The organism is Micromonospora jinlongensis, from assembly GCF_013410645.1.
Classification (GTDB): Bacteria; Actinomycetota; Actinomycetes; order Mycobacteriales; family Micromonosporaceae; genus Micromonospora; species Micromonospora zamorensis.
The window spans coordinates 1077799-1103331 of the sequence record NZ_JACCHK010000001.1 but is presented as its reverse complement, the minus strand read 5'-3'; the positions used below and the strand labels follow the sequence as shown (position 1 = coordinate 1103331).

The following is a 25533-nucleotide window of genomic DNA, read 5'->3' as shown; positions in this document are numbered from 1 at the left end:
GCCCGTGCGGCGCCGGGGCCGGTCCATGTCCGGGGGTTTGCCGGCGTGCGTTCTCGGGCCGGGGCCTTCCCGGCGTGCGTCGCCGGGCCGGGGTTTCCCGGCGTGGGTCCTCGGGCCGGGGTTTCCCGGTCGTGTCATCGGGAAAGCGGCCCCGCCGGAACGCACCGCACGCGTCGAAGGGAGCCAGCCTGTGGCCGTGGCGAACGAGCTGCTACTGAACTCGGTCCGGGTACGACGACCCGCCTCTGCGGGCGCGCCCCTCTACTGCGACGCGCTGGAGTACGGGCTGACCGGTGACGGCGCGACCAATGACCAGCCCGCGCTGGCCGCCCTCGTGGACCGTCTCGGCGCCGGTTACGCCTCGGACGGGCGGGCCCGCGTCATCTACTGCCCGCCGGGCATCTACTCGATCCGCGACGCCGGGACGGTGTGGCGCAGCGGTGTCTCGCTGATCGGGGCCGGTCCGGCGGCGACCCGGTTCATGTTGAGCAACGAGGGCAACCGGGCCGACCCGACCCCGTTGGCGTTCTGGACGACGCTGCAGCACGGCGCCGGTCGGGACCGGCACATCGCCGACTGCACGTTCGCCGACTTCCAGATCGACGGCTCGGGCGTGGCGATGGCCGAGTACAACTACCTGGCCAAGGGCCTCGGCCTGCAGTACATGGTGCGGGGCGTGTTCCGTAACCTCTACATCCACCACACCGCGGCCAGCGGGCTGGGCTGCGACTTCCTCCAGGACTCCCTCATCGACGGCGTCGTGGTGGTCGGATGCGGCCGGCTGGACAACGGTGAGCAGATGGGCGGAGCCGGCATCGGTATCGGCGTCGGCGGGTGGGGTCCGGAGGAGCGGCTCACCATCGCCAACTGCACCGCCCTGGCCAACGGCACCAACGGGATCTTCCTGGAGTTGCAGAAGGACTACTGGGAGCCGCCCCGCGGCTACCGCATCATCGGCTGCCACAGCCAGGGCAACCGCTTCGGCATCTCCGACTGGGGCACCGACGGGCTGATCGTGTCCGCCTGCACGATGACCGGCAACCTGGAGGCAGGCTTCGACGTGTCGTCGCAGGGCACCTCGACCGTGGCCGGCCGGGGCGGGCTGCTCACCGACTGCGTCATCGACGGCAACCTGCGCGACGGGGTCAGCATCGGCAACACCCCCGGCCCGTACACCGTCCGGGGCAACCGGATCAGCGGCAACGGCCAGCACGGCTATCACACGCGGAACCTCAGGCGCGGCTACCAGGGCGCGATCCGGGACGTGGTGATCGAGAGCAACGAGTTCTGGGGAAACGGGCTGGACGCCGTCCGCATCGACCACCAGATGACCGACGCCGTGGTGCTCAACAACCGGATCCGCAACAACGGGCGACAGTACGCCGAAGGCACCGGCGGGACGGGCGAGGCCGTCCGCTACAGCGAGCGGAGCCTGGTGGACCGGACCGCCGACTGGCCGCACGACGGGCACCGGGGCAAGATCCTGCGGGTCGGCCGGTCCGTGGCCACGGTGGCCGCCAACAGCGGTGACGAACTCACCCTGGCCCCGGTCCGCCCGGACGCGTTCAGCGCGTGGAGCGGGGACGTGCCGCCGCCGGGCTGCGCGTACGAACTGGCTGCCGCGCCGGAGCGGCGGGCCGGCATCACCATCGACGCGCCGTTCGACTCGGCCACCATCCGCGGCAACCGGATCTGGGACAACCACGACCACCAGACGCAGACACACGGGCTGTGGATCACCGACCGGGGCAGTTGCGTGGGCAGCCGGGTCGAGGACAACGACCTCGCCGGCAACGCCGACGAGGGCATGCGGCTGGACACCCCGCCGGTGGGCGGACGCTGGCGGGACAACCACGTCGACAGCGACTGGACCTGAACGATCAGCCGCGCAGCGGCCCTCGGGCGGCGGCGGTCGGTGGTGGAACGAGGCGCGGCGGCGACCGGATCACTCCGGTCGCCGCCGCGTCATCGTGAGCTGATCAGCCGGCCAGACCCGCCACCGGGTCCGGGTCCAGCACGACAGTGGCCGAGGCCGACTGCGGCGGCACACCCGGCTCGGTCGGCGCGTCGGTGTACTCGGCGACGAACACCGCGGTCAGGTTGTCCGCGCCGCTGTGCCCACCGTCCACGAAGGTGGGGATCGTCCCGGAGCACCCGGTCGCCGTGGAGAGCGGGTGCCCGTGCTCGTCGTGCCCGAGCACGTAGGTGACCTTCACCCGTGAGCAGTCCACCGGCAGGTCGTCGGTGACCTTCACCTCGTACGCGACGGTCTGCCCGAACTGGAAGGGCTGCCCGGCCACCGGGGCGACGAACTCGATGATCGGCGCGGTCGGCCCGACCACCAGCGGCAGGGTCGCCGAGGCGGAGCGCCCGGTGCGGTCGGTCACCTTCAACGTCGGGGTGTACGAGCCGTTCTCCTGGAACGTCCACGTCGGGTTGGCGTCGGTGCTGTCCACCGAACCGTCCGCGTTGAAGTCCCACGCGTAGCTCAGCTTGTCACCGTCCGGGTCGGTGGTGCCGGCGCTGGAGAACGCGACGGTCAGCGGGGCCTGCCCGACCGTCGGGGTGCCACTGATCTTCGGGATCGGCGTCCGGTTGCCCCGGACGAAGTCGATCCGGGACAGCTGGGCGTCCGGGTTCTCCGCGAAGTAGCCGTCGCCGTACTCCAGCACGTAGAGCGCGCCGTCCGGGCCGAACTCCATGTCCATCGGGTTGTCCACGACCAGCGATGGCACCACCGGCCGGATGTCCTTGACGTCCCCGTCCTCGTCGAGGCGGAACTCCTTGATGTAGTCGCGGGTCCACTCGTAGAACAGCGGCACCCCGTCGTAGTAGGCCGGCCAGCGGGTACGCGACGTGCTGGTCCCGTCGTAGTCGTACGCCGGGCCACCCATCGGGCCGATGCCGCCGGAACCCAGCTGCGGGAACTCCCCGGAGGCGGCGGAGGGGTACCAGACCTCCGGCTGCTCCACCGGCGGCAGGATCCGCTTGCCGGTGTTGTGGGGTGAGTCGTTGACCGGGCGCTTGCAGTTGAACTTGGCACCGGACTGACCGGTGGCGAAGTCGTAGTCGCGGTAGGCGATCGTCGGCGTGACGCAGTACGGCCAGCCGTAGTTCGCCGGCTTGTCGATCCGCATCCAGCGGCCGTGCCCGGCCGGCCCGCGCTCCGGGTTCGGGTTGGAGGCGTCGGGCGAGTAGTCGCCCAGGTACACGTCGTCGGTACGCCGGTCGACGGCGAACCGGAACGCGTTGCGAAGCCCCATCGCGTAGATCTCCGGGCGGGTCTTCGCCGTGCCCGGCTTGAACAGGTTGCCGGCCGGCACCGTGTAACCACCACCGGCCTTCACCTTGATGCGCAGCAGCTTGCCACGAAGGTCGTTGGTGTTGGCCGAGGTGCGCTGGGCGTCGTACGCCGGGTTGCGGTCGGCCCGCTCGTCGATCGGGATGTAGCCGTCGGAGGCGAACGGGTTGGTGTCGTCACCGGTCGACAGGTACAGGTTGCCCAAGCTGTCGAAGTCGATCTGGCCGCCGACGTGGCAGCAGATGCCCCGGTCGGTGGGCACGTCGATGATCTGCTGCTCGCTGGCGAGGTTGAGCTTCATCCCGTCCAGCTTGAACCGGGACAGCCGCAGCGCGCCCTTGAACCGCTGCCAGTCCGCCTCCGTGCCGACCTCCGGCGCGTCCCCCTCGTTGACGCCGGGGGTCGCCGGGTCGTCCACCGGCGTGTTCATCGGCGGCGAGTAGTAGAGGTAGACCCACTTGTTCTGGGCGAAGTTCGGGTCGATGGCGACCCCCTGCAGCCCCTCCTCGTCGTGCTCGTACACGGGGATGTCGGCGGCGAGGGTGTTCAGCCCGGTGCGCGGGTCGTGGATGCGGACCTCGCCGGTGCGGGAGGTGTGCAGCACCCGCAGGTCGGGCAGGACGGCGAGGCTCATCGGCTCGCCCGGGAAGTCGTTCAGTGTCACTTTCTGGAAGCTGCTGTCCGGCGGCGCGGCCGGTGCGGCGGCCGCGGCTGACGGTGGTACGACCAGGCCGGTCGTCACCAGCAGCAGGGCGGACACGAATGCGGTCCTGTTCATCAAATGGTCCCCCGAGGTGCTTTCAGTACCGGAGTGAAGCGAGATAGTCGAAGCCGACCCGGGCGGTGTCCAGGGCGTCGGCGGGGGAGCGTGGCGGCGTGCCTGCGTCGTCGCGTTCCACGATGTACTCCTCGATGCCGGCCTCGCGCTCGTGGGCGAAGATCCGACCGAAGTCGATGAGGCCGTCGCCGAGGTCGGCGAAACCGCCCTCGACGTCGAGGTCCTTGACGTGGACCTGACGGATCCGGCCGCGGTTGGCCCGGATCACGTCGACCGGGTCGTGCGCGCCCCGCCAGGTCCAGTAGAGGTCGAGCTCGAAGTGGACCAGGCGGGGATCGGTCTGCCCGGTGAGGATGTCGAACCCGGTCGAGCCGTCGGTCAACGGCACGAACTCCAGTTGGTGGTTGTGATAGCCGAAGTCGAGCCCGGCCCGTTCGGCCATCCGGCCGGCCTTGTTCAGGTCGCGCGCCAGGGCCCGGTAGACGTTGGGGTCCCGGATCGCCTGGCCGCTCGCGTCCCGACCGAAGTACGGGTGGACGATCTTCTTGCACCCCACGACGTTCGCGTCGGCGAGGGCTTGTTCCCAGGTGGCGGCGTCGAACGGCTGCGGGATGCCGGTGTGCCCGGAGGTGGCGCGCAGCCCGGCCTCGTCGAGCGCCGCCCGGAACTGCGCGGCGGTGCGTCCGACGAAACCGGCGTGCTCCACTCGGCGGTAGCCGATCCGGCGCAGCGCGTCCAGGGTGCCGGGCAGGTCGGCGGCGAGTTGATCGCGCAGCGTGTAGAGCTGGATGCTGATCCGGTCCACCGGCACCCGACGCCGGCCGTGGGACTGTGCGGCGGGCGCCGCCGCGGCCGGACCGGCGAACATACCGGCAGCGCCGACGGCAGCGGCGGAAACGGTCGCGGCGCGCAGAACTGCACGCCGGCTGACCGGCTCGGACACCGCTGTCGGCTCCGGTTGGTTGATCTGTTGATCCATGGTGGTGGTCCCTTCCTGACGGCTGGCATGCCGTCTACGGCAGTCGACCTGGCTGCCGTCGCCCGGACGCGCCGAACCGGCCGGAGGCTGGCTCCGGCTGGACGGTGAGGGACGGTGCTCGGGCGCGGCCCGGACCCCTCGGGGGCGGAACGCGGCGACCCGGCAGGGTGGCGGCGAGCTGATCGACGAATGGGCAACCCTCTATCTGGATCGTGACCCTACCCTTGCCTCCGGACGAAGGCAAAGCTTCGTCGTGATCGGCAGAAGTTTCGCTCCAACTGACAAAAGTCCGCTCCCGAGGTGCGGCGCCTGGTGTGACCTTCTACTTCCACGCCCCGCCGGGCGGTGCCGGGCCGCGGGGGCGGCGCCGTGCCGCGCCGGGGCGCGCCGTGCCGTGCCGTGCCGCGCCGTGCCGTGCCGCGCCGGGCGGCGCCGGGGGCGTGATCCACTCGCGCTCATGGAAGTCGCGGTATCCGGGACGTCCCGATACCCCGATATTCATGAAAGGCGAGTCGATCATGAACGGGCGCGACCATCGCACGCCTCGTTCGCGCCGCTTCCGCCAGGGCCGCTTCCGCCCAGGCGGGGCCACGCGGGGCCAGGCGGAGACAGAGGCCCTCTTCCGGACAGCCGGTGTGGCGGTCGCTCAAGCAGAGCAAAGGGCGTGACACGGGTCGCTTGAACGCCGCATCCGCCAAGCGGAACATTGGCGGAAAATGCGCCGATAAATGCACCTCCGATTATTTGCGAATGCCGTGGACGCCCCTGTCGAAGAAGCGAGAATGTGACAGAGGGAAGTCAAAAACGGGGGGACTGAACATGACGTCTAGGCGGCGATTGACGATGTTGGCGGTAACCATCGCAGCCGCACCACTCGTCCTGGGTGGGTGCACCGCCAACCGGGAGTCGGCGACCGGTTCGGCCAAGGGGCACGCCGCCCCGCCGGAGCTCGCCGTGACACCGGGGGACAAGGCCCGCGACGTGCCGGTCAGCGCCGAGGTGGGCACCGTGGTCAAGGGCGGCCGGGTCACTGGCGTACGCCTCACCGACGACAAGGGCAAGCAGGTCAACGCCGAGCCGCGCGAGGATGGCTCCGGCTGGGTGCCGAGCGCGCCGCTGCAACCGCGACGGACCTACACCGCCGAGGTGACCGCCACCGGCGACTCCGGTGCCACCACCACTCGCAGCACCACGTTCACCACGATGGCGAAATCCACCAAACCGCAGATCACCAGCACCCTCTATTTCGTCGGCAATCGGACGTACGGCACGGCGATGCCGGTAACCGTCGCGTTCGACCCGGGAATTCCGAAAGAGGCCAGAGCGGATGTCCAGCGGCGGTTGTTCGTGAAGACCAATCCTCCGCAGCCGGGCACCTGGTCGTGGCTCGAGGACGGAAGCCAGGTCTATTACCGGGCACCCGATTTCTGGAAGCCGGGGACCACGATCAGCGTCCGGGCCGGCCTGGAGGGTCTGCCGATCGGGAAGGACCGGGTCGGCGACTCCGAACGGACCGCGACCTCCAAGATCGGACGCCAGGTCTCGCTGGAGATCGACAACGCCACCAAGCAGATGACGGTGATGCGCGACGGCAAGCAGGTCCGCCGGATCCCGGTCAGCCTGGGTAAGCCGAGCACCCCGAGCTCCAGCGGCAAGATGGTGATCATGGAGAAGCACGAACGCACCACCTTCGACACCCGGGGTGAGCCCAACGGCGGGTACGTGGTGGACGTCGACGACGCCCAGCGCTACACCTGGGGTGGCGAGTTCATCCACTCCGCGCCGTGGTCGGAGGGGGACCAGGGCAACACCAACGTCTCGCACGGCTGCGCCAACGTGTCCGCCACCGCGGCCGACTGGTTGATGGGGGTGACCCAGGTCGGTGACCTGGTCACCGTCAAGGGCACCGAGGTGGAGTTGCAGCCGGGCAACGGCTGGACCGCGTGGAACGTGAGCTGGGACGAGTTCGTCCGGGGCAGCGCCCTGCCGGTGCCGCCCGGGCTCAAGCCCGCGCCGGTCGCCCCGGCACACCCGGGAGCGGTGGCCGGCGGGTCGCCCGCCCCGGCGCCCTCGGTCAGCGGTCGCTGAGTCGCCAGCCGTCGGGGCGTCACCGCCCCGCCAGCCTTCGGGGCCGGCCCGCCACCGCGGCGGGCCGGCCCCCGTCGTCGCCTTGACGTTGTCGAGGCAAGGGTCGCGCGCCGACGAGGGGCGCAGGAGCGGTCACCCCAGGGGTACGCGGGCCACCCCGGTCCCGATCAGGCTGCCCAGCCAGAGGTGGTCGTCGTGCTGGCGTACCCCGGTGATCATTCGGTAGTGCCCGTTCGGGCCGTGCAGCGTCCGGCGGACCCCGCCGTCGCCGTCGACCAGCGCGACCAGCCCGTAGCGGCGTGGCTGCGGCTGCATCGCGTCCGGCAGCAGTGCGGCGATCTGGCGCAGTCGCGGATGCGGCAGCAACCGTTCGGCGATCGGCACCCGTGGGCTGGGCAGCGCGATCCAGTACGTCCCGTCGCCCACGGCGGCGAGATTGTCCGGGTACGCGGGCAGGTCCGCCAGGACCCGCACACCGCCGCCCAACTCCACGCGGAGCAGACGGTGGGTGCTGGTCTCGACCAGCATCAGGGCCGACTCGTCCGGGGTCAGCGCGACCCCGTTGGGGAAGTACAACCCGTCGGCTACCACCTCGGTGCGACGGCTGCCCGGGTGGTAGGCCAGCACCCGGCCGTTGGGGCGGTGCTCCAGCAGGTCCCGTTTCCAGTGCGACACCGGAAACCGGTTGGAGCTGTCGGTGAAGTAGATGGTGCCGTCGCGGCCCACCGTCGCGTTGTTGGCCAGGTGCACCGGCGATGTGGTCCCGGTCAGTTCGCGCACCGTGCCGTCGGGCGTGACCCGCAGCAACCCCCGGTACGCGTCGCAGACCACCAGGGCCTCGCCGGACGGGTCCAGCTCGATGCCGAGCGGCCGGCCACCGGTCTCGGCCAGCAGCCGGGGTCGGGTGCCGGCCGGCGCGTCGACCGGCCACCACCAGAGTCGACCCTCCTCGTCGCCGCTGATGACCCGCCCGGTGCGGTCGATGAGCACGTCCTCCGGCCCGACGGCGCCCTCGGGGAGGGGCAGCACCTCGGCCTGGTCGAGCCGGCGGTCGGTGGGTGCCCACGCCCCGGTCAGCGCCGGAGGCACGGTCGCCGGCTCGCGGACGGGACGGATCAGCCGGGGCGGCCGGGGCCGGGGGATCAGCATTCGCCTATTCTCCACCGCCGCTGTCGGCCGTCCCCGGATCACCGCTCGCGCGGCGTGCCGACGGTCCGGCCCGGGGCTCCACCCTGAGGGTGATGGGCAGCACCTCGGGGTATGACCCTGGGCGTACCCGGAATCACTCCGCGGAGGGGCGAAACTGTCGGGGGTGGCGGCTAGATTTCAGGGCATGGAAGAGCACAGCGACCGGCTCGACGTGCAGGTCAGCGTGGGTGACCAGATGGTCCTCGTGCGGGTGGCCGGCGAGGTCGACATCGCCACGGTCGCCGCGTTCCGTTCCGCGCTGTGGTCCGCGCCGCCTCGTCCGGTGCTCCAGCTTGACCTGTCCGAGCTGCGGCTGCTCTCCGCCGCCGGCATCCGCACCCTGCTCGCCGCGCATCTGCGCGTGCGGGCCCGCGGCGGCGAGCTGGTCCTGGTCGACCCGAGCCCGGTGGTGGCGCGGGTGCTGCGCGCAACCGGTCTGCACCGCGTGATGCCGATCCTGGAGCCGGCCCGGGTGGTCGAGGCGGCGCGCCGCCCGCTTCCCGCGACCGCGCACCTGCAGCTGGTCGCCTGACCCGAGGCGCGGCGCGAGGGCCGCCGGCGTGAGCCGGCGACCCCCGGACAATCGGTCAGCGCACGCCGAGCAGGTCGACGATGAAGATCAGCGTCTCGCCCGGCGCGATGACGCCGGCCGCGCCCCGGTCGCCGTACCCGAGGTGCGGCGGGATGGTCAGGCGGCGGCGGCCGCCGACACGCATGCCCACGACGCCCCGGTCCCAACCGGCGATGACCTGACCGCCGCCGAGCGGAAACTCGAACGCCTCACCCCGGTTCCAGGACGAGTCGAACTCGCCGCCGGTGGAGTGCGACACCCCGACGTAGTGCACGCTGACCAGCTGGCCAGCCTCGGCTTGCGGGCCGTCGCCCACGGTGATGTCCTCGATCACGAGGTCGGCCGGCGGTGCTCCCTCGATCGGACCCACCTCGGGCTTGCCCGATCGGGCGCCTGCTGCCTGGTTCATGCGGGGATCTCCTGCCGTGTTGGGTGATGTGCCCGGTCACCGTCGATCCTGCCGGATCGCCCCCCACCGATGTGCGGCGGACCCGCCACCTGCTCGATCGCCCGCCGCACCGCGCCGCCGGCGGCAGGGCCGACGGCCACGACGACCCCCTCGCCGGTACGACCCGAGGCCCCGCGGACTTCGCCCGACCGCCGATGTCGGGCCGGCCGTTCGCCTAGGCTCGGGAGCAGCCGGCCGGCGGGGTGCGGGCGGTGCACCGTGGTCGATGCGGAGGGCGTCGGTGGCTGAGGCGACGGTCACGGTCCCGCTGTGGGCCTGGGCGGCGGTCAGCGCGGTGATCGCCGTGATGCTCGCCGTGGACGTGCTCCTGCACCGGGACAACCACGTCATCGAGCTGCGCGAGGCGATCCTGTGGAGCGCCGTCTGGATTGGCGCGGGCCTGCTGTTCGGGTTGGTCGTGTGGTGGGGCCTCGGCGGCGACCCGGCCATCGCCTACTTCTCCGGTTACCTGTTGGAGAAGGCGCTCTCGGTGGACAACGTCTTCGTCTTCGCCCTGCTCTTCGGCTACTTCCAGGTGCCACCCGGCTACCAGCACAAGGTGCTGTTCTGGGGCGTCGTGGGGGCGCTCCTCTTCCGCCTGCTGTTCATCTTCGCCGGTGCCGAGCTGCTGGACCGGCTCGCCTGGGCCGGGTTCGTGCTGGGCGCCTTCCTGATCTGGACCGGCTGGCGGCTGGCCGTACGCGGAAAGCCGGACGTCGACCCGGACCGCAACGTCGTGGTCCGGTTGTTCCGTCGGTTGGTGCCCACCGACGCCCGCTACCACGGCGACCGGTTCACGGCCCGGGTAGCCGGCCGGCGGGTGGCGACGCTGCTGCTGGTGGCCCTCGTCGCGATCGAGGCCACCGACGTGGTCTTCGCCATCGACTCGGTGGCGGCGATCCTCGCCATCACCACCAACACGTTCCTGGTCTGGACGGCCACCGCGTTCGCCGTCCTGGGTCTGCGCAGCCTCTACTTCTGCCTCGCCGGTCTGCTGCGACACTTCGGCTACCTGCGGTACGGGCTCGCGCTGCTGCTGGCCTTCGCGGGGCTGAAGCTCATCCTCGCCGAGACGCCGGTGGGCAAACTGCCGGTCTGGTTGACCCTCGCGGTGGTGGTGCTGACCCTGGCGGTCTCCATCGGCGCCAGCATCCCGGCCGCGCGGCGTCCCGGAAACGGCCGCTGAGGCGCCAGGCCGCCCGGAGCCGGCGGGGGAGCCGCCAGGCGGCGGTCGGGTCAGCCGACCACGACCGGGCGGGTCAGCTGCTCGGCCAGCAGGGCGGGCGCCTCGGCCAGCGAGGGGCCGTACCAGGTGAGGTGCCGACCGGAGAGCAGGGCGCACGGTACGCCGGGGAACGCCTCGGGCCCGTCGTCGGCCGTGAACCGGTACGGCTCGTCGGGCAGCACCACCAGCTCGGGCTCCCGCTCTCGCAGCTCGGCGAGGGTGGGACGGGGATAGCGCTCGGGATGCTCGTCGTAGGCGTTGACCACACCGAGCCGACGCAGCACGTCACCGGCGAACGTGTCGCCGCCGAGCACCACCCACGGCCGGCGCCACACCGGCACCACCGCCCGGCGGGGCGGGGCCAGCCGGGGCGGTTCGGCCCACGCCCGCCGGGCGTCGCGCAGCCAGGCCGGCTCCGTCGGCGCCCCCAGCTCGGCGAGCAGCTCGTTCAGCTCGGTCAGCGCGCCCGCGACGGTACGCGGATAGGTGACCCGCACCGGCACGCCGGCCACCCGCAGCGCTTCCGCATCCTCGCGGCGGTTCTCCTCCACGTTCAGCAGCACCAGATCCGGCCGCAGGGCGCGTACCCGGTCCAGGTCCGGGTACTTGCTGCCGCCGACCCGGGCGACGTCGAGCCCCGCCGGGTGGCTGCACCAGTCCGTTGCCCCGACCAGAACTCCCGGCAGGGTCACCGCCACCGCCTCGGTCAGTGACGGCACCAACGACACCACCGCACCCGCGTACCTCCGTCCGTCACCGGTCCCGGCACCGATCATGCCCGTCGTGGCAACCCCGGTCCGGGCCGGCCGGGCTCGACGCGGGCGGTCACGTCGAGGTGCGCGGGTGTGCAGCCGGCGGTCGTCGCGAACCGGCGGACCGCGGCGTCGACGTGCTCGCGTACCGCGTCGGCCCGGGCATCGGCCGCCAGATCCACCCGGATCCACACGTCGGGACGTCCCGGTGTGCCGGTGAGCACCACCCGGGCGTGGCGCACCCCGGGGTCGCCGGTCAGGTCGCGCTCCAGTGCGTCGACGAGCACGTCGGTAGCCAGGCGGGTGCGTCCCGGGTGGCGTCCGCGGTGGCTCAGCATGCCGTGCAGCGCTTGGCGGGGCCGGCGCAGCTCACGGCCCAACAGACGCTGCCCGGTGAGGGCGGTCAGCACTCCGGCGACCGCCGCGGCCAGGGTGCTCCACGGCGCGGCCACTCGCCACGCGTCCAGCAACCCGGCGCCGAGCAGTGCCGCACCCGGTTCGCTGCCGGGCAGCGAGCCGAGGCTGGCCCCCAGCGCTGTCGCTCCGAGCACCACCAGCAGCAGCGCGAGAACGGTCCACAGCAGCCGGTGCGCGGCGTCCGTCATGCCGGCCGCCGGCGGGGCAGCAGCCGGATCTCGATCCGGCCGGCACGGGGCGAGGCGAGCTGCCGCAACTCCTGGCGTACCGCGAACTCGACCTCCGCACGGGCCGCCGGGTCGCCGGTGGCTCGCACCCGGGGGCGCCACTGGTCGCCGTGCCGCCGGACGCGTACCCGCGCCTGGCGTACACCCGGCACCGTCGCGGCGGCCTCGGTCAACCGGCGTTCCAGGCATCGCCGCCGTAGGTGCCAGCCGTTCCGCTCGTCGATCCGCAGCCGGACCGGTGTCCAGCGGCGCAGCTGGGCCGTCAGGATCACCAGGCCCAGCAGTACGGCTCCGCCGGCCACGGCGCGAACCTCCGGGTCGTGCCACCGGGTGCTGGTCAGTGCGTCGTACCAGCCGGTGCGCGCGAGCAGCGACGCCGGGCGACCCAGCGCGACCAGCAGCGCCTGTACGGCCAGCAGCACGCCACCGGCGAGGAGGGCGACGGCCAGCAGCACCGTGGCGGCCCGGTTGATCGTCGGCATGTCGGCCTCCGGCCGCCGGACGGGTCGTCTCGCCCCAGCGCTGTCCACACCGGGGACGAGCAGGTCGTCGACCGTGATGGTCACCGCGGCCACGCCGACGCCGGTTTCGGCGGCCACCCGCTCGGAGACCGCCACCCGGACTGCCTCGGCGAGGGCGGGCACGCTGTGGCCGTACGAGGTGGCCAGGTGCAGGTCGAGTCCCACGGACCCGCCGCCCAGACGCACGGCGGCCGGGTGGGCGCGGGTTACGCCGGACACCCGGCAGGCCGCTTCAACCGCGATCCGCGCGACGTCCGCCGCCGTGACGGTGCTCGGTGCACGGCGGCCCGGCCCGGTGCCGGCGCGACGTCGACTGGTCGGATGCCGGCCCGCGTCGGCAGGCGTGGTGGGGCTGCTGGTCCGGATGGCGCGCGTGGTCCGGGGGGTGCCGACGGTCGGGCGGATGGCGACGGGCCGCGAAGGAACCCGGTGGTGTCGCCCGGCGCGATCGGCGCGAGGGCGCCGGCGGATGGTCGGGTCACCGGCCAGTCGGGGCCGGCGGACGCGACGCGGGTCATCCTGAGGCTGGCCAACGGCCAGACCGCTACCGGCGGGGGTGCCGAGCTGTTGTCGCGACATGCTGACCTCCCGGCCGGTCTGCTACCGGCGACCCGGCTGAATACACCGGCGTGCACCCGTGGAACACGACTCGGACGTGACCTGCGTCACAGGTTCGCCTCGAGTGCTGGCAGCGCTTGGTGGTTCTTGGCACGCTTCTACAACGTTGTAATCCACGCTTCGACCCCCAGGAGCCCTCGATGCGCGTTTCTCCGACCCGACCAGAGGCGTCGCCCGCCCACCCCACGCCCGCCGATCCGGACGAGGTGCCGGTCGAGGCGCTCGGCGACCTCTACCGCGACGGCGTCACGGCCTGCCGGGGCGCCTTCGACGTGGCGTGGGTGGACCAGGTCGGCGAGGATGTCGCCGCCGCGTTCGACGAGGCGCGCTCCCGGCCCGACGGTGCCGTCGGACGAGGCCCGCAGCGCTGGTACGTGGAGATTCATCCGGAGCAGCTGCGGGGTTTCGTCGAACTGGTCACCCAGCCCTGGGTGGTGTCGGTCTGCCAGGCGGTGCTGGGCCCGGATTACGAGATCGTCGAGCTGGGCTTCGACATCCCCTTCCCCGGCGCCGCCATGCAACCGTGGCACCGGGACTTCCCGATGCCGGAGGAGACACGCAGGCAGCGGCGGCTCACCTCGTTGGCGTTCAACCTGACCACCGTCGACACAGTGGAGGAGATGGGGCCGTTCGAGATCGCCCCGGGCACCCAGTGGGACCACGGCGCCGACTTCGACCACGAGATGTTCCCGCCACGGGAGCGCTACCCGCGCTACCAGCAGCGGGCGGTGCGCAAGTACCCGCAGCGCGGGGACATCTCAGCCCGCTCGGCGCTGACCATCCACCGCGGCACCCCGAACGTCTCCCGGTCGGCCCGCCCCGTGCTGGTGCTCGGCGTCGACGCCCCGGGAGCGGGAAACGCCGCCCACCACGACATGGCCGTCACCCGCGGCTACTGGGAGGGCCTGCCGCCGTTGGTCCGGGAGCACCTGCCCTGCCCGGTGGTGGACCGGCTTGAGCCGATCCGGCAGAAGCACACCATCGAGGGCCTGGTGATGGGCGCCGCCGAGTAACGGTGCGGCCGGGTACGCCGGACCGGCCGCACCGCCGAGGCGCAGGTCATGATCTACCACCTAGACTCGGCCCGGCTCGACCGACCGGCGGATGGATCAGGCAGATGACGAGCATCGGCAGCGATGACCGCGGCTGGCTGCGGGCGGTGCCCGCCGAGGATGGGCGCGACCCGCTGCTCACCCGCGCCGGCCACCGGGTCTATCCGGCGCGCCGGCTCAGTGACCTGGTCCAGGGTCGCCCGCCCGGTGTCACCGGCAGCCAGTGGAGTTCGGCCAGCCGCGCCAGTTTCGACTTCGTGGTCTGCGCGGCCGACACCGGCCGGGCCGTCGTCGCCGTGGAGATCGGCCCCGTCGCGCCCGCCGGCTCGGCCGAGCAGCGCCTCGAGCGGCTGAAGGACGCGGTGAGCGCTGCCGTCGGCCTGCCGGTGCTGCGGATCGGGTCGCCGACGTTGCGGGCGGCCGAGCATGGCCGCCGCCTGGTGGAGTACGTGATCGACGCGCGCGCCTACGCCGCGGGCGGCACCGGGGTGACCGCCGCCGGGGACCCGGCCCCGGTGGGTTTCCGGGACATCCTCGGTCGGCTGCCCGACGGCCGTACCGGACCGGTCAACGACCTCGGCGCGCTGACCCGGGCCGCGGCGGTCGAGGCGTACGTGGCCGGGCGGGTGGCCGACCCGATCGTGCGAGGGCTGCACGTGCGCTGGGTGGATGGGCCGGCGCAGGGGTGGAGTTGGGTGCAGGTCCGCCCGGACGCGTGCCTCGTCGAGCGGGTCTCGGTGACCGAGCACCGCTTCTCCTGCGGCATCGACGCGGCCCGGCTGGCCGAGGACCTCGCCACGGTCGCCGTCGGGGAACGGCTGCGGGAGAACGTCGCCTCGGACCTGTTGCCGCGCGCCGAGTTGATCGCGCAGATCGTCGCGCTGAGCGACCGCCGCCACGAGCTGGTGGGTGGGTTCGCCTTCGACCACCTCTGCGCCGACTGATCGGCACCCGTTTCACCTGCTGATTTCCCGCTCCGCGTCGGCTCGATGTCGGGTCGCGGCAATTTCCTGTGCGCCGGTTGAACCTTCCCGGTCGCCCACCCGTACTCCTGCGCGAATGAACAGGATCTCCCATCCGCGTCGTCGGGACCCGGGGGACGGTGTGGAAAGGGCATCGTCGGCCATCGACGCATTACCCGGTAGGTCACGGTGCTCGCCGCCGTGGCGTGCCATCTGACATCCGTCGGTCCGCCGAGGCCAGGAATCCACTACCGGATCGAGAAGGAGAACAATTCGATGCGCAGGTCCACACGGGCGAGCCGGTCATCCGGCAACGCGCGGAGCAAGCGTCTGCTGGCCGTTGTCGGCACGCTCGCGGTCTTCGGCGGAGTCGTCGCCGTGACCCAGATTTCGTCGGCCCAGGACCGGCGGACAAATAAGCCGCGCCCGGCTGCTGGGCAGTGCGTGGAACCGAGCCCCGGCGCGACAGCGCCGACGGGCGGCGGTTCGACCAGCCGCACCTGGCAGAACGGTCGGTGGGTGCGTAATCACTGGGGTGACGGACAGCAGTCGGTCCCCGAGTGTGAGGACGGTAAGGACGGCACGGTGGGCACCGGCACGGCCATTGCCTGCCCGGACGTGACGGCCAAGCTGCCGCAGGTGCCGGACCGGGCGCGGGCCGAGGTGGACCGCAACCTCGCCCAGTTGCAGGCCCAGATCGCCGAGGCGGACCGCCGGTTGGCCGCCGAGGGCAACAAGGGTGAGGCGTTCATCCGCAGCGCGATCCTCCAGCCGCTGGCCGGCAAGCGGCGCGCGGTGCTGGACCGGATCACGACGGCCATCGACCGGGTCGGTCCCCGGCCCCAGGGTCTCGCGCAGCTCGCCGAGTGCCAGGTGCAGCCGACCAACAACTCCGGCGGCAACAACGGTGGCAGCACCCCCACCACCACCCCCACCACCACGCCCGGTGGCAACAACGGCGGGAACAACGGTGGCACCGCCCCCGGCGCCGGGCTCGGCGTGCTGGCCAACGACTGTGACGAGAGCCGGCTCCAGCCGCACGACGGCTTCCAGAACGGCAATCGCTGCGTGAGCACCGAGTTCGGTGAGGTCGGCGCCGCCGCGAACAACCCGTCGCTGCTGATCACCCAGTTCCCCCAGCAGGTCGGCCAGAACCAGGCCTTCACCCTGCGGGTCAGCACCCGCAACCTGGTCCGGGACCGCTTCCTCGCCGCGGGCCAGGGTGGTTACTACGTGGAGAGCTCGCTGCTCAACGCCCAGGGCCTGGTCCGGGGCCACTTCCACACCGCCTGCCGGATGCTGGACAGCCTGACCGCTCCGCCGGAGCCGCAGGAGGTGCCCGCGTTCTTCGTCGCGACCGAGGACGGCCGCGGTGGCGCCCAGCCTGACGAGGTGACCATCCAGATTCCGGGCCTGCCGGAGTCGGGTACGGCACAGTGCTCCGTCTGGGCCGGCGACGGTTCGCACCGCCTCCCGATGATGGAGCGGGCCAACCAGACGCCCGCGTTCGACTCGGTGCGGATCACCGTCAACTGATTCAGCGCGACCGACGGCGGCCGGTCACCCGGGGCGACAATCCCCTCGGGTGACCGGCCGCCGCGTCGTTTCGGTGCCCGGACAAACCGATGGGGCCACGCCGTTTCCGGCGTGGCCCCATCGTCAACTCGTGCGTCAGCGGCTCTTGTACGCCTCGACGACCTCGACCGGGATCCGGCCTCGTTCGGAAATCTTGTAGCCGTTCTTGACGGCCCATTCCCGGATGGCCCGGTTCTGCTCCCGATCCATTCCCGCGCCGGCGGGTCGCCCCGACCGCCGGACCGTGCGGGCACTCTCCACCGGGCCACGCCCGATCCGCCGACCCGCATTGATGTACGGGTCCAGTGCCTTGCGCAGGACACCGGCATTCTCGTCCGAGACGTCGATCGTGTAGGCCACGCCGTCGAGACTGAACTCGACCGTCCGGTCGGCCTTCCCACCGTCGAGGTCGTCGGTCAGGACCGTGATTACTTTTCTCGCCATTGCCGATTACTCCCTGTGTGCGGCGGGATGTGTCCAAAGTCTGACCTATCACCCCGGTAATCCGCAACAATATGCGTCCCATTCATTCGGCGCGTCGCGATTCCGTTACCAAGCAAAACCGTGAATCGCACGCGATGAAGCGGTCTCATTCGTCGAGGAGGCCGGCGTGCCCGGCGAGGGCGGCTGCCTCCGCCCGGTTGGACACCCGCAACTTGCGCAGCAACGCGGCGGTCATCCGTTTCACCGTCCGCTCCGAGACGTGCAGTTCGTCGGCGATCTCGATGGTGTTGCGGCCGGCGGCTATCGCCCGCAGCAGCCGACGTTCCTCGCCGTCCAGGTCGACCGGCGCGGTGCGGGTGGGCCGCAGCATGGCGTGCAGCAGTTCGGCCGGCAGCACCGCCCACCCCTCCAGGACGGCCAGCAGCGGGGGCAGCAACTCCTCCGGTTCACTGGTCTTCGGCAGGAACCCCTCGGCGCCGGCCCGCAAGGCCTCCAGCGCCGGCGCCGGGTCAGCGGAACCGGACATCGCGACCACCCGTACCCGTGGGGTGGTCCGCCGGATCGCGCCCACCGCCCGGATGCCACCCGGTGGGGGCATGTGCAGGTCGACCAGGGCCAGGTCGGGGTGCCACTGGCTGACCAGCGCCGCGGCGGCTGCGGCGTCGCCGGTCGAGGCGACCACCTCGGCGCGACCGTCGGTGGTGATGGGGAGCAGCAGTTCGAGGCCGCGGACGAAGAGAGGGTGATCGTCCACGACGACAAGTCGCATGGTGGAGGCTCCCGGCATGTCTGCGCCGTTCCCCAGCGGGTACCGATCATGCGGGTACGCACCGAACGAGGGGAGTCGGGTGGATGCGCGCACGCCACGGTTTGCAGGGCCTGCTGCGAGGGTTGCGCCGGATCGAACCGGCTCCGGGTGAGATGCGACCACCGATGGCGGATTCGGAGTTGCTGCTGCGGGTGTTGTGCCACGAGTTCCGTACGCCGATCAGCACCCTGACCTCGCTGACCCGCGCGCTGGCCGACGAGCAGCGGGAACTCAGCGGCGCCGACCGGCGGGCGATCACCGAGTTGGCCCGCGATCAGGCCGTCCACCTGCAGAGCCTGCTGCGCGACGCGACCGCCGGCACCGGCGCGCTGGCGCTGGTGCCACAGCCGGAGCCGGCCGTCCCGCTGGCGGGCATCCTGCGTGAGGCCGCCGCGCTGGTGCCGGCCGGTCGACGGCGTGCGCGGGCCACCCGGCGGGCGGGCGCGTGCCCGGTGCCGGCCGGACGGACCCGCCAGGTGCTGGTCAACCTGGTGGAGAACGCGCTGCGGCACGGGCCACCGGACGGGCAGGTGGGGCTGTACGCCACAGTGCGTGGGCCTGGCCTGAGTGTCCTGGTCACCGACGAGGGACGGGTCGACGACGCGTTGCTGTCCGCGTTGCGCCGTCCGGCGCCGACGGTTGGGATGTCCGGGCTGGGGCTGTGGATCGTGCGGCAGCTCCTCGTGACGGACGGGGGAGCGCTGCGGGTGCACCGGCTGCGACCGCGTGGCGTGGCGCTGGAGGTGCTGCTGCCGACGGTTCACCCGCCGCGCTGACCCCATCGGGACACGGGTTGGCCCGGTGGGGTCACCGAGGCGGGAACGGCATCCTCTGCCAGTTCCCGTTATGAGGGGGTCAGATGTTCAGTCATGTGAAGGACCTGCAGTTCGAAGCCAAGCCGGACGGCCCGGACGCCGCGTTCGCCCGTCGCCTGCAGGAGGTGCTGGGCGGCAAGTGGGGTGAGATGACCGTCGCCAACCAGTACCTGTTCCAGGGGTGGAACTGCCGGCTGCCCGGCAAGTACAAGGACCTGCTGCTCGACGTCGGCACCGAGGAGATGGGCCACGTCGAGATGATCGTCACGATGATCACCCGACTGTTGGACAACGCGCCGCTGTCGATGTCGGAGGGCGTCGCGGGCAACCCTGGGGGCGCGGCGACCTTCGCCGCGTCGAACCCGGCGCACTTCATCCACGGCGGTGGCGGGGCGTTGCCCGCCGACTCCAACGGGGTGCCCTGGAACGGCTCGTTCGTCACCGCCAGCGGTAACCTGCTGGCCGACTTCCAGCTCAACGTCACCGCGGAGGCGCAGGGTCGGCTCCAGGTCGCCCGGTTGTTCAACATGACGGACGACCCGGGCGTCAAGCAGATGCTGCGCTTCCTGCTGGCCCGCGACACCATGCACCAGAACATGTGGCTGGCGGCGATCGAGCAGCTCAAGGAGGACGGCCTGGAGGACATGCCGGTGCCCGAGGCATTCCCGGACTCCGGCGAGTTCACCGAGGAGTTCGGCTACACCTACCTCAGCTTCTCCTCGGGCACCGATGCCAACGAGGGGCGCTGGGCGTCCGGGCCCACGCCGGACGGCAAGGGCGAGTTCCGGTACGGCGACAGCCCGCGGGCGAACGCCCCGGAGCCGGTGCTGCCTCCGGGAGACCCGCGCCTGTACGGCACCAACCCGGGTGTGGCCGGCTCGGTCGTGAACACGGTGAAGAGCAAGCTCACCTGAGGTGCCCGGTCGGGTCGCCCGCCGGTCCCGGGCGACCCGCCGGACAGGCCGTTGGAGTGGTCTGGGTCACAGAGCGGAACAAGGGGAACGCTTTGTTACTTGAGTGAGACACGCTCAACTCAACGCGATAGCAGGTGTTCGATGGCAACTCTTCCGGTACTTCCCCTGACCGACGCCGTGCTGCTGCCCGGCATGGTGATCCCGGTGACCCTCGACCCGACGACCCAGGCCGCGATCGACGCAGCCCGGGCGACCGGCGACCGCAAGCTGCTGGCCGTGCCGCGTATCGACGGCGAGTACGGCCCGGTCGGCGTGGTCGCCACCATCGAGAAGGTCGGCCGGCTGCCCGAGGGTGAGCCCGCCGCCGTCATCCGTGGTCTGTCCCGGGCCCGGATCGGCTCCGGCGTGCCCGGGCCCGGCGCCGCACTCTGGGTCGAGGCCTCCGAACTCGACGAACCCGCTCCCGCCGGCCGCGCCCGGGAACTCGCCCGCGAGTACCGCGCCCTGGTGACCTCCGTGCTCCAGCAGCGGGGCGCCTGGCAGGTCATCGACGCGGTGGAGCGGATGACCGACCTGTCCGAGCTGGCCGACTCGGCCGGCTACGCGCCCTGGCTGACCCTGGACCAGAAGACCGAGCTGCTCACCGCGCCGGACGTGACCGCCCGGCTGGAGCTGCTGGTCGGCTGGGTGAAGGACTACCTGGCCGAGCAGGAGGTCACCGAGCAGATCAACAGTGACGTCCGCGAGGGGCTGGAGAAGTCCCAGCGGGAGTTCCTGCTGCGCCAGCAGCTCGCCGCGATCCGCAAGGAGCTGGGTGAGGACGAGCCGGACGGCTCGGCCGACTACCGCTCCCGGGTCGAGTCCGCCGAGCTGCCGGAGAAGGTCCGCGAGGCGGCCATGCGCGAGGTCGGCAAGCTGGAACGGGCCAGCGATGCCTCCCCGGAGGCGGGCTGGATCCGCACCTGGCTGGACACCGTGCTCGAAATGCCGTGGGGCACGCGTACCGAGGACAACACGGACCTGGCCGCGGCCCGGGCGGTGCTCGACGCCGACCACGCCGGCCTGGCCGACGTGAAGGACCGCATCCTGGAGTACCTGGCCGTGCGCAACCGTCGTGCCGAGCGCAACCTCGGCGTGGTCGGCGGTCGCGGCTCCGGCGCGGTGCTCGCCCTCGCCGGCCCTCCCGGCGTCGGCAAGACCAGCCTCGGCGAGTCCGTGGCGCGTGCGCTCGGGCGCAACTTCGTCCGGGTGTCGCTCGGCGGCGTCCGCGACGAGGCGGAGATCCGCGGTCACCGGCGCACCTACGTCGGCGCGCTGCCCGGCCGGATCGTCCGCGCGCTGCGCGAGGCCGGCTCGATGAACCCGGTCGTGCTCCTCGACGAGGTGGACAAGCTGAACGCCGGCTACGCCGGTGACCCGGCCGCCGCCCTGCTGGAGGTGCTCGACCCGGCGCAGAACCACACCTTCCGGGATCACTACCTGGAGGTCGACCTCGACCTGTCCGACGTGCTGTTCCTGGCCACCGCCAACGTGGTGGAGTCCATCCCCGGCCCGCTGCTGGACCGGATGGAGCTGGTCACCCTGGACGGCTACACCGAGGACGAGAAGGTCGCCATCGCCCGTGACCACCTGCTGCCCCGGCAGCGGGAGCGGGCCGGGCTGACCGCCGACGAGGTGGAGATCGCCGACGAGGCGTTGGCGCTGATCGCGGGGGAGTACACCCGGGAGGCCGGTGTCCGGCAGCTCGAACGTGGTCTCGCCAAGATCCTGCGCAAGGTGGCGGTGACGCTGGCGACCGACCCGTCGCCGGTACGCGTCGACACCGACAACCTCACCCGCTACCTGGGGCGACCGAAGTTCACCCCGGAGTCGGCCGAGCGCACCGCCGTGCCCGGCGTGGCAACCGGCCTCGCCGTCACCGGCGCCGGTGGGGACGTGCTCTTCATCGAGGCGACCAGCATGGAGGGCGAGCCGGGGCTGACCCTGACCGGCCAGCTCGGCGACGTGATGAAGGAGTCGGCGCAGATCGCCCTGTCGTACCTGCGCTCCAACGGGCGCCGGTTCGGCATCGACCCGAACGTCCTCGCCGGACGCCGGATCCACGTCCACTTCCCGGCGGGCGCGGTGCCCAAGGACGGCCCGAGCGCCGGCATCACCATGGTGACGGCCCTGGCCTCGCTGGTCACCGGCCGCCCGGTCCGCCCCGAGTTCGGGATGACCGGCGAGGTGACGCTGTCCGGTCGGGTGCTGCCGATCGGCGGGGTGAAGCAGAAGCTGCTCGCCGCGCACCGGGCCGGCCTCACCGAGGTCATCATCCCGGCGCGCAACGAGCCCGACCTGGACGACCTGCCGACCGAGGTGCGTGAGGCGCTGACCGTGCACACCCTGGCCGACGTGGCCGACGTGCTCGCCCTGGCGTTGCGCCCGGCCGACGTCAAGACGCTGGACGGTCCGGCGCTCTTCGCGGCCTGACGCTCCGACCACAAGGACCCCCGCCGTCTCTGAAGACGGCGGGGGTCCTCTGCGTACGCGGGGAGAGGTCTACTGTCTCGCTCGAATCCTCAACTACCTCTTCGCCGCGAGGCGTCCCCCTGGAGGAACCCCCGTGAACGTGGTGCTCTGGATCATCCAGATCCTGCTCGCCGTCGTCTTCGCCGGCGCCGGCTTCGCCAAGCTGACCCAGCCCAAGGACAAGCTGCGCGAGCTGATGCGGTGGGTGGACCCGGTCCCGCCGACCCAGGTCAAGGCGCTCGGCGCTGTCGAGCTGCTGGCCGCCATCGGGCTGGTGCTGCCCCCACTCACCGGCATCGCCACCGTGCTCACCCCGCTCGCCGCTACCGGGCTGGTCATCGTCATGATCGGCGGCATCCTCGTGCACCTGCGCGACAGGAAGAAGCAGGACACGGCGGAGCAGCGTCGTACGGAGCTGCAGGGCGCGATCACCTGCGCGGTGCTGCTCGTGCTCGCCGCCGTGGTGGCGTGGGGCCGGTTCGGGCCGTACTCCTTCTGATCCGCAGCGCCGGCGACCGTCGTACCTCGGCGGTCGCCGGCGCGTGCTCAGGCCGGCGTCGCCGGCGGCGTGCTCAGCGCTCGTCGCCCCCGCGGTCGCGGCGCACGGTGGCCTTGCGGCCCTTGATCGTGCTCTGGCGCAACCCGGAGATCACCTCGTCGGCCACCCCCTGCGGCACCTCCACCAGCGAGAACCGGTCGGCGATCTCGATCGAGCCGATGTCCCGACCACGGATCCCGGTCTCCCCGGTGATCGCGCCGACCAGGTCCTGCGGGCGCACCCCGGCGCGCCGGCCCAGGCCGACGAAGACCTGGACGGTGTTGCCGCCGCCGGAGCGCGGCCGGCCCCCGCCCCGCCGGTCGCCGCCCCGGCCGCCGGTCTCCGGTCGACCCTCGCGGGGACCGCGTACCGGGACCTGCGGGATCTCCTCCTCGTCGTCGGAGCCCGGCGACGTCACCTCGTGGGCCAGCTTCACGGCGGCGAGGGCGACCTCCATCAGGTCGAACTCGTCGGTCAGCGTCTCCACGATGACCCGGAACGGGTCGAGGTCATCCTCCAGCAGGCTCTCCCGCAGCGCCGCCTGGGTCAGCTCCAACCGGCGGGTCCGCATGTCGGCCACGGTGGGGATCTTGTCGATGGTGATCCGCTGGCCGGTCACCCGCTCGATGGTCTTGAGCATCCGGTGCTCACGCGGCTCGGCGAGGGTGATCGCCACGCCCTCGCGGCCGGCCCGGCCCACCCGGCCGATCCGGTGCACGTACGACTCCGGGGCGGACGGCACGTCGTAGTTGACGACGTGGGTGAGCTGCTCGACGTCCAGCCCACGGGCCGCCACATCGGTGGCCACCAGCAGGTCGGCGGTGCCCGCCCGCAGCCGGCCCATCACCCGGTCGCGCTGCTCCTGGCTCATGCCGCCGTGCAGCGCCTCGGAGCGGTAGCCCCGGCCGTTCATCGTCTCGGTCAGCCGGTCGACCTCTTCGCGGCTGCGGCAGAACACGATCGCCGCGGTGGGCGACTCCACGTCCAGCACCCGGCCCAGCGCGGCCGGCTTGTGGGCCCGGGTCACGATGTACGCGCTCTGCCGCACCCGGGGCGCCTCGCCCGCGACCGTCGGCTCCCGGCCGATCTCGATCCGGACCGGTTCGCGCAGGTGCTGCCGGGCCATCCCGTCGATGCGTGACGGCATGGTGGCCGAGAAGAGTACCGTCTGACGCTGCGCCGGAGCGTGCTCCAGGATCGCCTCGATGTCCTCGGCGAAGCCCATGTCGAGCATCTCGTCGGCCTCGTCGAGCACCACCGTGGCGAGCCCGCCCAGTCGCAACGTGCCCCGGGCGATGTGGTCGAGGGCCCGCCCGGGGGTGGCCACCACCACGTCGACGCCGCTGTCCAGTGCCCGCAGCTGCCGCCCGATCGGCTGCCCACCGTAGATCGGCAGCACCCGGGCGCCCAGGTCCTTGCCGTAACGGTGGAACGCCTCGGAGACCTGCACCGCCAGCTCACGGGTCGGCACCAACACCAGCGCCACCGGGTCACCACCCTGGCGGTGTGCCTTCATGAGGTTCAGCAACGGGAGCGCGAACGCCGCCGTCTTGCCGGTGCCGGTGGCCGCCTGGCCCAGCAGGTCCCGACCCTCCAGCAGTGGTGGGATCGCCTCCCGCTGGATGGGGGTCGGCTCCTCGTAACCGAGGGCGGACAGCGCGCCCAGCAGCTCGGGACGCAGCCCGAGCTCGGTGAAGGCGTACACCTCTTCGGCGCCGGCGGGGGCGGCGTCAGTCGGTGCGTCGATCGGTGCGTCGTGCTGTGCAGGTGCGGAACTCATGTGCCAAGCCTTTCATTACGCCGTCCAAGCCGCTGCGCCGACCGCCACAAGAGCACGATCAGCGCCCCGCGGCACCCCCACAAGATCCGCGCCGGCGGGCGGAGCCGTCAGACGGCACCGGTCAGGATTGCCACGATCATGATGCCCGCCAGCGTCGTGTCGAGCACGGCGCACCCCTCCGTGTACCAGCGCGGCACCACCCGGCCGGTGCGGTGGTGGGCCAGGTCCCACCCGGCGTGCGCCAGCCAACCGAGCGCCACCAGCCACGCCGCCGTCTGACCCCCGACCGCGACCGCGGCCAGCGTCAGCGCGACCCAGGCGACCAGGCCGACCAGTTGGGTGGCGAGCACGCCCGGCCCGCGCAGGGTGCGTCGGACCACGCCGATCAGCAGGTACCCGCCGGGCAACACCAGCATCGTCCACGGGTTGAGCACCTTCGGCTCGACCCACATGTCCACCGTCATCAGCAACGCCAGCCCGGTCGGCCAGCGGTGGGCCAGCGCCACCACGGCCGGGTGCCGGCGTACCGCCACCGGCGTCTCGTGCCGATGGCGCACCGCCACCAGCACCATCGCCGGCACCATCAGGAGGTGACCGCCGAGCATGAGGGCGTCGCCATCCAGCCGGCCGGCCCAGAACGGTACGAGCACCACCAGGAACGGCACGTACATCGCCGCCGCCATCTCGACGACCCCACGCCAGTGGTGCGCCCGGTAGCGCATCCACACCGTCATCCCAACCGTCATGTTCGTGGCCATCACCAGCGCGGCGACGTCCGGCCGGCCCAGCGTCTTGGTGATCCCGAGCGGGGCGCCGGCCGCGTCCCACAGGGGCCCGAGCAGCAGCATCCCGACGACCATCGCCAGTGCCATCTCGGCGAGATGCCACCACAGCCGCCGCGTGCCGGTGCCGGGCGCTGCCGGCATCGGCGCAGGCGACGGTACGACCATGCTGTCCGCGTACACCCGTGTGTTTTCCATGCCGTTGACCCTGCCGGTGTCCCGGCGCGGTCGGCAGGCTC

Annotated in this window: 22 protein-coding genes; 11 read left to right on the top strand and 11 right to left on the bottom strand. The window is 72.1% G+C overall.

What is annotated here, in order from left to right:
• Nucleotides 1–196 precede the first annotated feature (196 nt).
• Nucleotides 197–1876 (top strand): right-handed parallel beta-helix repeat-containing protein, encoded by a 1680-nt coding sequence (locus HNR22_RS04600; protein ID WP_343059679.1) that lies wholly within the window; start codon nt 197–199, stop codon nt 1874–1876.
• 103 nt (nt 1877–1979) lie between these two features.
• Here HNR22_RS04600 and HNR22_RS04595 read toward each other — a convergent pair whose 3' ends face one another.
• Both HNR22_RS04595 and HNR22_RS04590 read right to left on the bottom strand, forming a co-directional pair.
• Nucleotides 1980–4079: a PQQ-dependent sugar dehydrogenase gene (locus tag HNR22_RS04595; protein ID WP_179779223.1), complete on the bottom strand. Its 2100-nt coding sequence runs from the start codon at nt 4077–4079 to the stop codon at nt 1980–1982.
• Between the two features lie 22 nt (nt 4080–4101).
• A complete protein-coding gene (locus HNR22_RS04590; protein WP_179779222.1) occupies nt 4102–5058 on the bottom strand; it encodes a sugar phosphate isomerase/epimerase family protein in 957 nt (318 codons plus the stop codon).
• Nucleotides 5059–5877: 819 nt separating this feature from the next.
• Between HNR22_RS04590 and HNR22_RS04585 the strand changes: the two genes are divergently transcribed.
• A complete protein-coding gene (locus tag HNR22_RS04585) occupies nt 5878–7146 on the top strand; it encodes a L,D-transpeptidase (RefSeq protein WP_179779221.1) in 1269 nt (422 codons plus the stop codon).
• Nucleotides 7147–7278: 132 nt separating this feature from the next.
• Here the strand turns inward: HNR22_RS04585 and HNR22_RS04580 are convergent, their stop codons facing one another.
• A complete protein-coding gene (locus HNR22_RS04580) occupies nt 7279–8295 on the bottom strand; it encodes an SMP-30/gluconolactonase/LRE family protein (protein ID WP_179779220.1) in 1017 nt (338 codons plus the stop codon).
• A 184-nt stretch (nt 8296–8479) separates the two neighbouring features.
• On the opposite strand from HNR22_RS04580, the gene HNR22_RS04575 reads away from it, so the two are divergent.
• Complete coding sequence (locus HNR22_RS04575; protein WP_179779219.1) at nt 8480–8866, top strand: STAS domain-containing protein; 387 nt, start codon at nt 8480–8482, stop codon at nt 8864–8866.
• Between the two features lie 55 nt (nt 8867–8921).
• Here the strand turns inward: HNR22_RS04575 and HNR22_RS04570 are convergent, their stop codons facing one another.
• The gene (locus tag HNR22_RS04570) at nt 8922–9314 is read right to left on the bottom strand and encodes an FKBP-type peptidyl-prolyl cis-trans isomerase (protein ID WP_088948315.1); all 393 of its coding nucleotides are present in this window, start codon (nt 9312–9314) and stop codon (nt 8922–8924) included.
• Nucleotides 9315–9579: 265 nt separating this feature from the next.
• On the opposite strand from HNR22_RS04570, the gene HNR22_RS04565 reads away from it, so the two are divergent.
• The gene (locus HNR22_RS04565; RefSeq protein ID WP_088948314.1) at nt 9580–10539 is read left to right on the top strand and encodes a TerC family protein; all 960 of its coding nucleotides are present in this window, start codon (nt 9580–9582) and stop codon (nt 10537–10539) included.
• A gap of 50 nt (nt 10540–10589) precedes the next feature.
• Here HNR22_RS04565 and HNR22_RS04560 read toward each other — a convergent pair whose 3' ends face one another.
• From HNR22_RS04560 to HNR22_RS04550, 3 genes are read right to left on the bottom strand one after another with little or no spacing between them, the layout of a single operon-like run.
• On the bottom strand, nt 10590–11354 hold the full coding sequence (locus tag HNR22_RS04560; RefSeq protein WP_179779218.1) for a helical backbone metal receptor: 765 nt from the start codon (nt 11352–11354) through the stop codon (nt 10590–10592).
• Nucleotides 11351–11935 carry a hypothetical protein gene (locus HNR22_RS04555; protein WP_179779217.1) on the bottom strand — a complete coding sequence of 195 codons (585 nt, stop codon included), beginning with the start codon at nt 11933–11935 and terminating at the stop codon, nt 11351–11353. The genes HNR22_RS04560 and HNR22_RS04555 overlap by 4 nt, the downstream gene beginning before the upstream one ends.
• Nucleotides 11932–12714, bottom strand: coding sequence for an Asp23/Gls24 family envelope stress response protein (locus tag HNR22_RS04550; RefSeq protein ID WP_179779216.1), 783 nt, complete (start codon nt 12712–12714; stop codon nt 11932–11934). The genes HNR22_RS04555 and HNR22_RS04550 overlap by 4 nt, the downstream gene beginning before the upstream one ends.
• Before the next feature lie 539 nt (nt 12715–13253).
• Here HNR22_RS04550 and HNR22_RS04545 point away from each other — a divergent pair.
• The 3 genes from HNR22_RS04545 (at nt 13254) to HNR22_RS04535 (ending at nt 16663) form a co-directional block, all read left to right on the top strand.
• Nucleotides 13254–14126: a phytanoyl-CoA dioxygenase family protein gene (locus HNR22_RS04545; RefSeq protein ID WP_179779215.1), complete on the top strand. Its 873-nt coding sequence runs from the start codon at nt 13254–13256 to the stop codon at nt 14124–14126.
• Between the two features lie 104 nt (nt 14127–14230).
• Nucleotides 14231–15109, top strand: coding sequence for a PDDEXK family nuclease (locus HNR22_RS04540; RefSeq protein ID WP_179779214.1), 879 nt, complete (start codon nt 14231–14233; stop codon nt 15107–15109).
• Nucleotides 15110–15403: 294 nt separating this feature from the next.
• Nucleotides 15404–16663: a hypothetical protein gene (locus tag HNR22_RS04535; RefSeq protein ID WP_179779213.1), complete on the top strand. Its 1260-nt coding sequence runs from the start codon at nt 15404–15406 to the stop codon at nt 16661–16663.
• A 135-nt stretch (nt 16664–16798) separates the two neighbouring features.
• Here HNR22_RS04535 and HNR22_RS04530 read toward each other — a convergent pair whose 3' ends face one another.
• Together HNR22_RS04530 and HNR22_RS04525 are read right to left on the bottom strand one after the other, a co-directional pair.
• A complete protein-coding gene (locus HNR22_RS04530; protein WP_179779212.1) occupies nt 16799–17146 on the bottom strand; it encodes a histone-like nucleoid-structuring protein Lsr2 in 348 nt (115 codons plus the stop codon).
• 145 nt (nt 17147–17291) lie between these two features.
• Nucleotides 17292–17915 carry a response regulator gene (locus HNR22_RS04525; RefSeq protein WP_246380672.1) on the bottom strand — a complete coding sequence of 208 codons (624 nt, stop codon included), beginning with the start codon at nt 17913–17915 and terminating at the stop codon, nt 17292–17294.
• A gap of 83 nt (nt 17916–17998) precedes the next feature.
• Here HNR22_RS04525 and HNR22_RS04520 point away from each other — a divergent pair, with 83 nt between their 5' ends.
• The 4 genes from HNR22_RS04520 to HNR22_RS04505 all read left to right on the top strand — a co-directional run bounded on the left by HNR22_RS04520 (nt 17999) and on the right by HNR22_RS04505 (nt 22693).
• Complete coding sequence (locus HNR22_RS04520) at nt 17999–18730, top strand: sensor histidine kinase (RefSeq protein WP_179779210.1); 732 nt, start codon at nt 17999–18001, stop codon at nt 18728–18730.
• Nucleotides 18731–18813: 83 nt separating this feature from the next.
• On the top strand, nt 18814–19683 hold the full coding sequence (locus HNR22_RS04515; RefSeq protein WP_179779209.1) for a manganese catalase: 870 nt from the start codon (nt 18814–18816) through the stop codon (nt 19681–19683).
• A 141-nt stretch (nt 19684–19824) separates the two neighbouring features.
• Nucleotides 19825–22155, top strand: a complete 2331-nt coding sequence (lon, locus tag HNR22_RS04510; RefSeq protein WP_179779208.1) for an endopeptidase La — start codon at nt 19825–19827, stop codon at nt 22153–22155.
• Between the two features lie 133 nt (nt 22156–22288).
• Nucleotides 22289–22693, top strand: a complete 405-nt coding sequence (locus HNR22_RS04505) for a DoxX family protein (protein ID WP_179779207.1) — start codon at nt 22289–22291, stop codon at nt 22691–22693.
• Nucleotides 22694–22766: 73 nt separating this feature from the next.
• Here HNR22_RS04505 and HNR22_RS04500 read toward each other — a convergent pair whose 3' ends face one another.
• Nucleotides 22767–24512 carry a DEAD/DEAH box helicase gene (locus HNR22_RS04500; protein WP_179779206.1) on the bottom strand — a complete coding sequence of 582 codons (1746 nt, stop codon included), beginning with the start codon at nt 24510–24512 and terminating at the stop codon, nt 22767–22769.
• Nucleotides 24513–24619: 107 nt separating this feature from the next.
• A complete protein-coding gene (locus HNR22_RS04495; RefSeq protein ID WP_246380670.1) occupies nt 24620–25492 on the bottom strand; it encodes a DUF6010 family protein in 873 nt (290 codons plus the stop codon).
• Between the last annotated feature and the right edge of the window lie 41 nt (nt 25493–25533).

Bases quoted from the DNA above. Each gene is read 5' to 3' on its own strand.
- HNR22_RS04535 (WP_179779213.1), top strand. From the start codon at position 15,404: ATGCGCAGGTCCACACGGGCGAGCCGGTCATCCGGCAACGCGCGGAGC.
- lon (WP_179779208.1), top strand. From the start codon at position 19,825: ATGGCAACTCTTCCGGTACTTCCCCTGACCGACGCCGTGCTGCTGCCC.
- HNR22_RS04540 (WP_179779214.1), top strand. From the start codon at position 14,231: ATGACGAGCATCGGCAGCGATGACCGCGGCTGGCTGCGGGCGGTGCCC.
- HNR22_RS04575 (WP_179779219.1), top strand. From the start codon at position 8,480: ATGGAAGAGCACAGCGACCGGCTCGACGTGCAGGTCAGCGTGGGTGAC.
- HNR22_RS04580 (WP_179779220.1), bottom strand. From the start codon at position 8,295: ATGCTGATCCCCCGGCCCCGGCCGCCCCGGCTGATCCGTCCCGTCCGC.
- HNR22_RS04520 (WP_179779210.1), top strand. From the start codon at position 17,999: ATGCGCGCACGCCACGGTTTGCAGGGCCTGCTGCGAGGGTTGCGCCGG.
- HNR22_RS04590 (WP_179779222.1), bottom strand. From the start codon at position 5,058: ATGGATCAACAGATCAACCAACCGGAGCCGACAGCGGTGTCCGAGCCG.
- HNR22_RS04545 (WP_179779215.1), top strand. From the start codon at position 13,254: ATGCGCGTTTCTCCGACCCGACCAGAGGCGTCGCCCGCCCACCCCACG.
- HNR22_RS04530 (WP_179779212.1), bottom strand. From the start codon at position 17,146: ATGGCGAGAAAAGTAATCACGGTCCTGACCGACGACCTCGACGGTGGG.
- HNR22_RS04595 (WP_179779223.1), bottom strand. From the start codon at position 4,079: ATGAACAGGACCGCATTCGTGTCCGCCCTGCTGCTGGTGACGACCGGC.
- HNR22_RS04560 (WP_179779218.1), bottom strand. From the start codon at position 11,354: ATGATCGGTGCCGGGACCGGTGACGGACGGAGGTACGCGGGTGCGGTG.
- HNR22_RS04570 (WP_088948315.1), bottom strand. From the start codon at position 9,314: ATGAACCAGGCAGCAGGCGCCCGATCGGGCAAGCCCGAGGTGGGTCCG.
- HNR22_RS04515 (WP_179779209.1), top strand. From the start codon at position 18,814: ATGTTCAGTCATGTGAAGGACCTGCAGTTCGAAGCCAAGCCGGACGGC.
- HNR22_RS04565 (WP_088948314.1), top strand. From the start codon at position 9,580: ATGCGGAGGGCGTCGGTGGCTGAGGCGACGGTCACGGTCCCGCTGTGG.
- HNR22_RS04555 (WP_179779217.1), bottom strand. From the start codon at position 11,935: ATGACGGACGCCGCGCACCGGCTGCTGTGGACCGTTCTCGCGCTGCTG.
- HNR22_RS04525 (WP_246380672.1), bottom strand. From the start codon at position 17,915: ATGCGACTTGTCGTCGTGGACGATCACCCTCTCTTCGTCCGCGGCCTC.
- HNR22_RS04500 (WP_179779206.1), bottom strand. From the start codon at position 24,512: ATGAGTTCCGCACCTGCACAGCACGACGCACCGATCGACGCACCGACT.
- HNR22_RS04585 (WP_179779221.1), top strand. From the start codon at position 5,878: ATGACGTCTAGGCGGCGATTGACGATGTTGGCGGTAACCATCGCAGCC.
- HNR22_RS04495 (WP_246380670.1), bottom strand. From the start codon at position 25,492: ATGGAAAACACACGGGTGTACGCGGACAGCATGGTCGTACCGTCGCCT.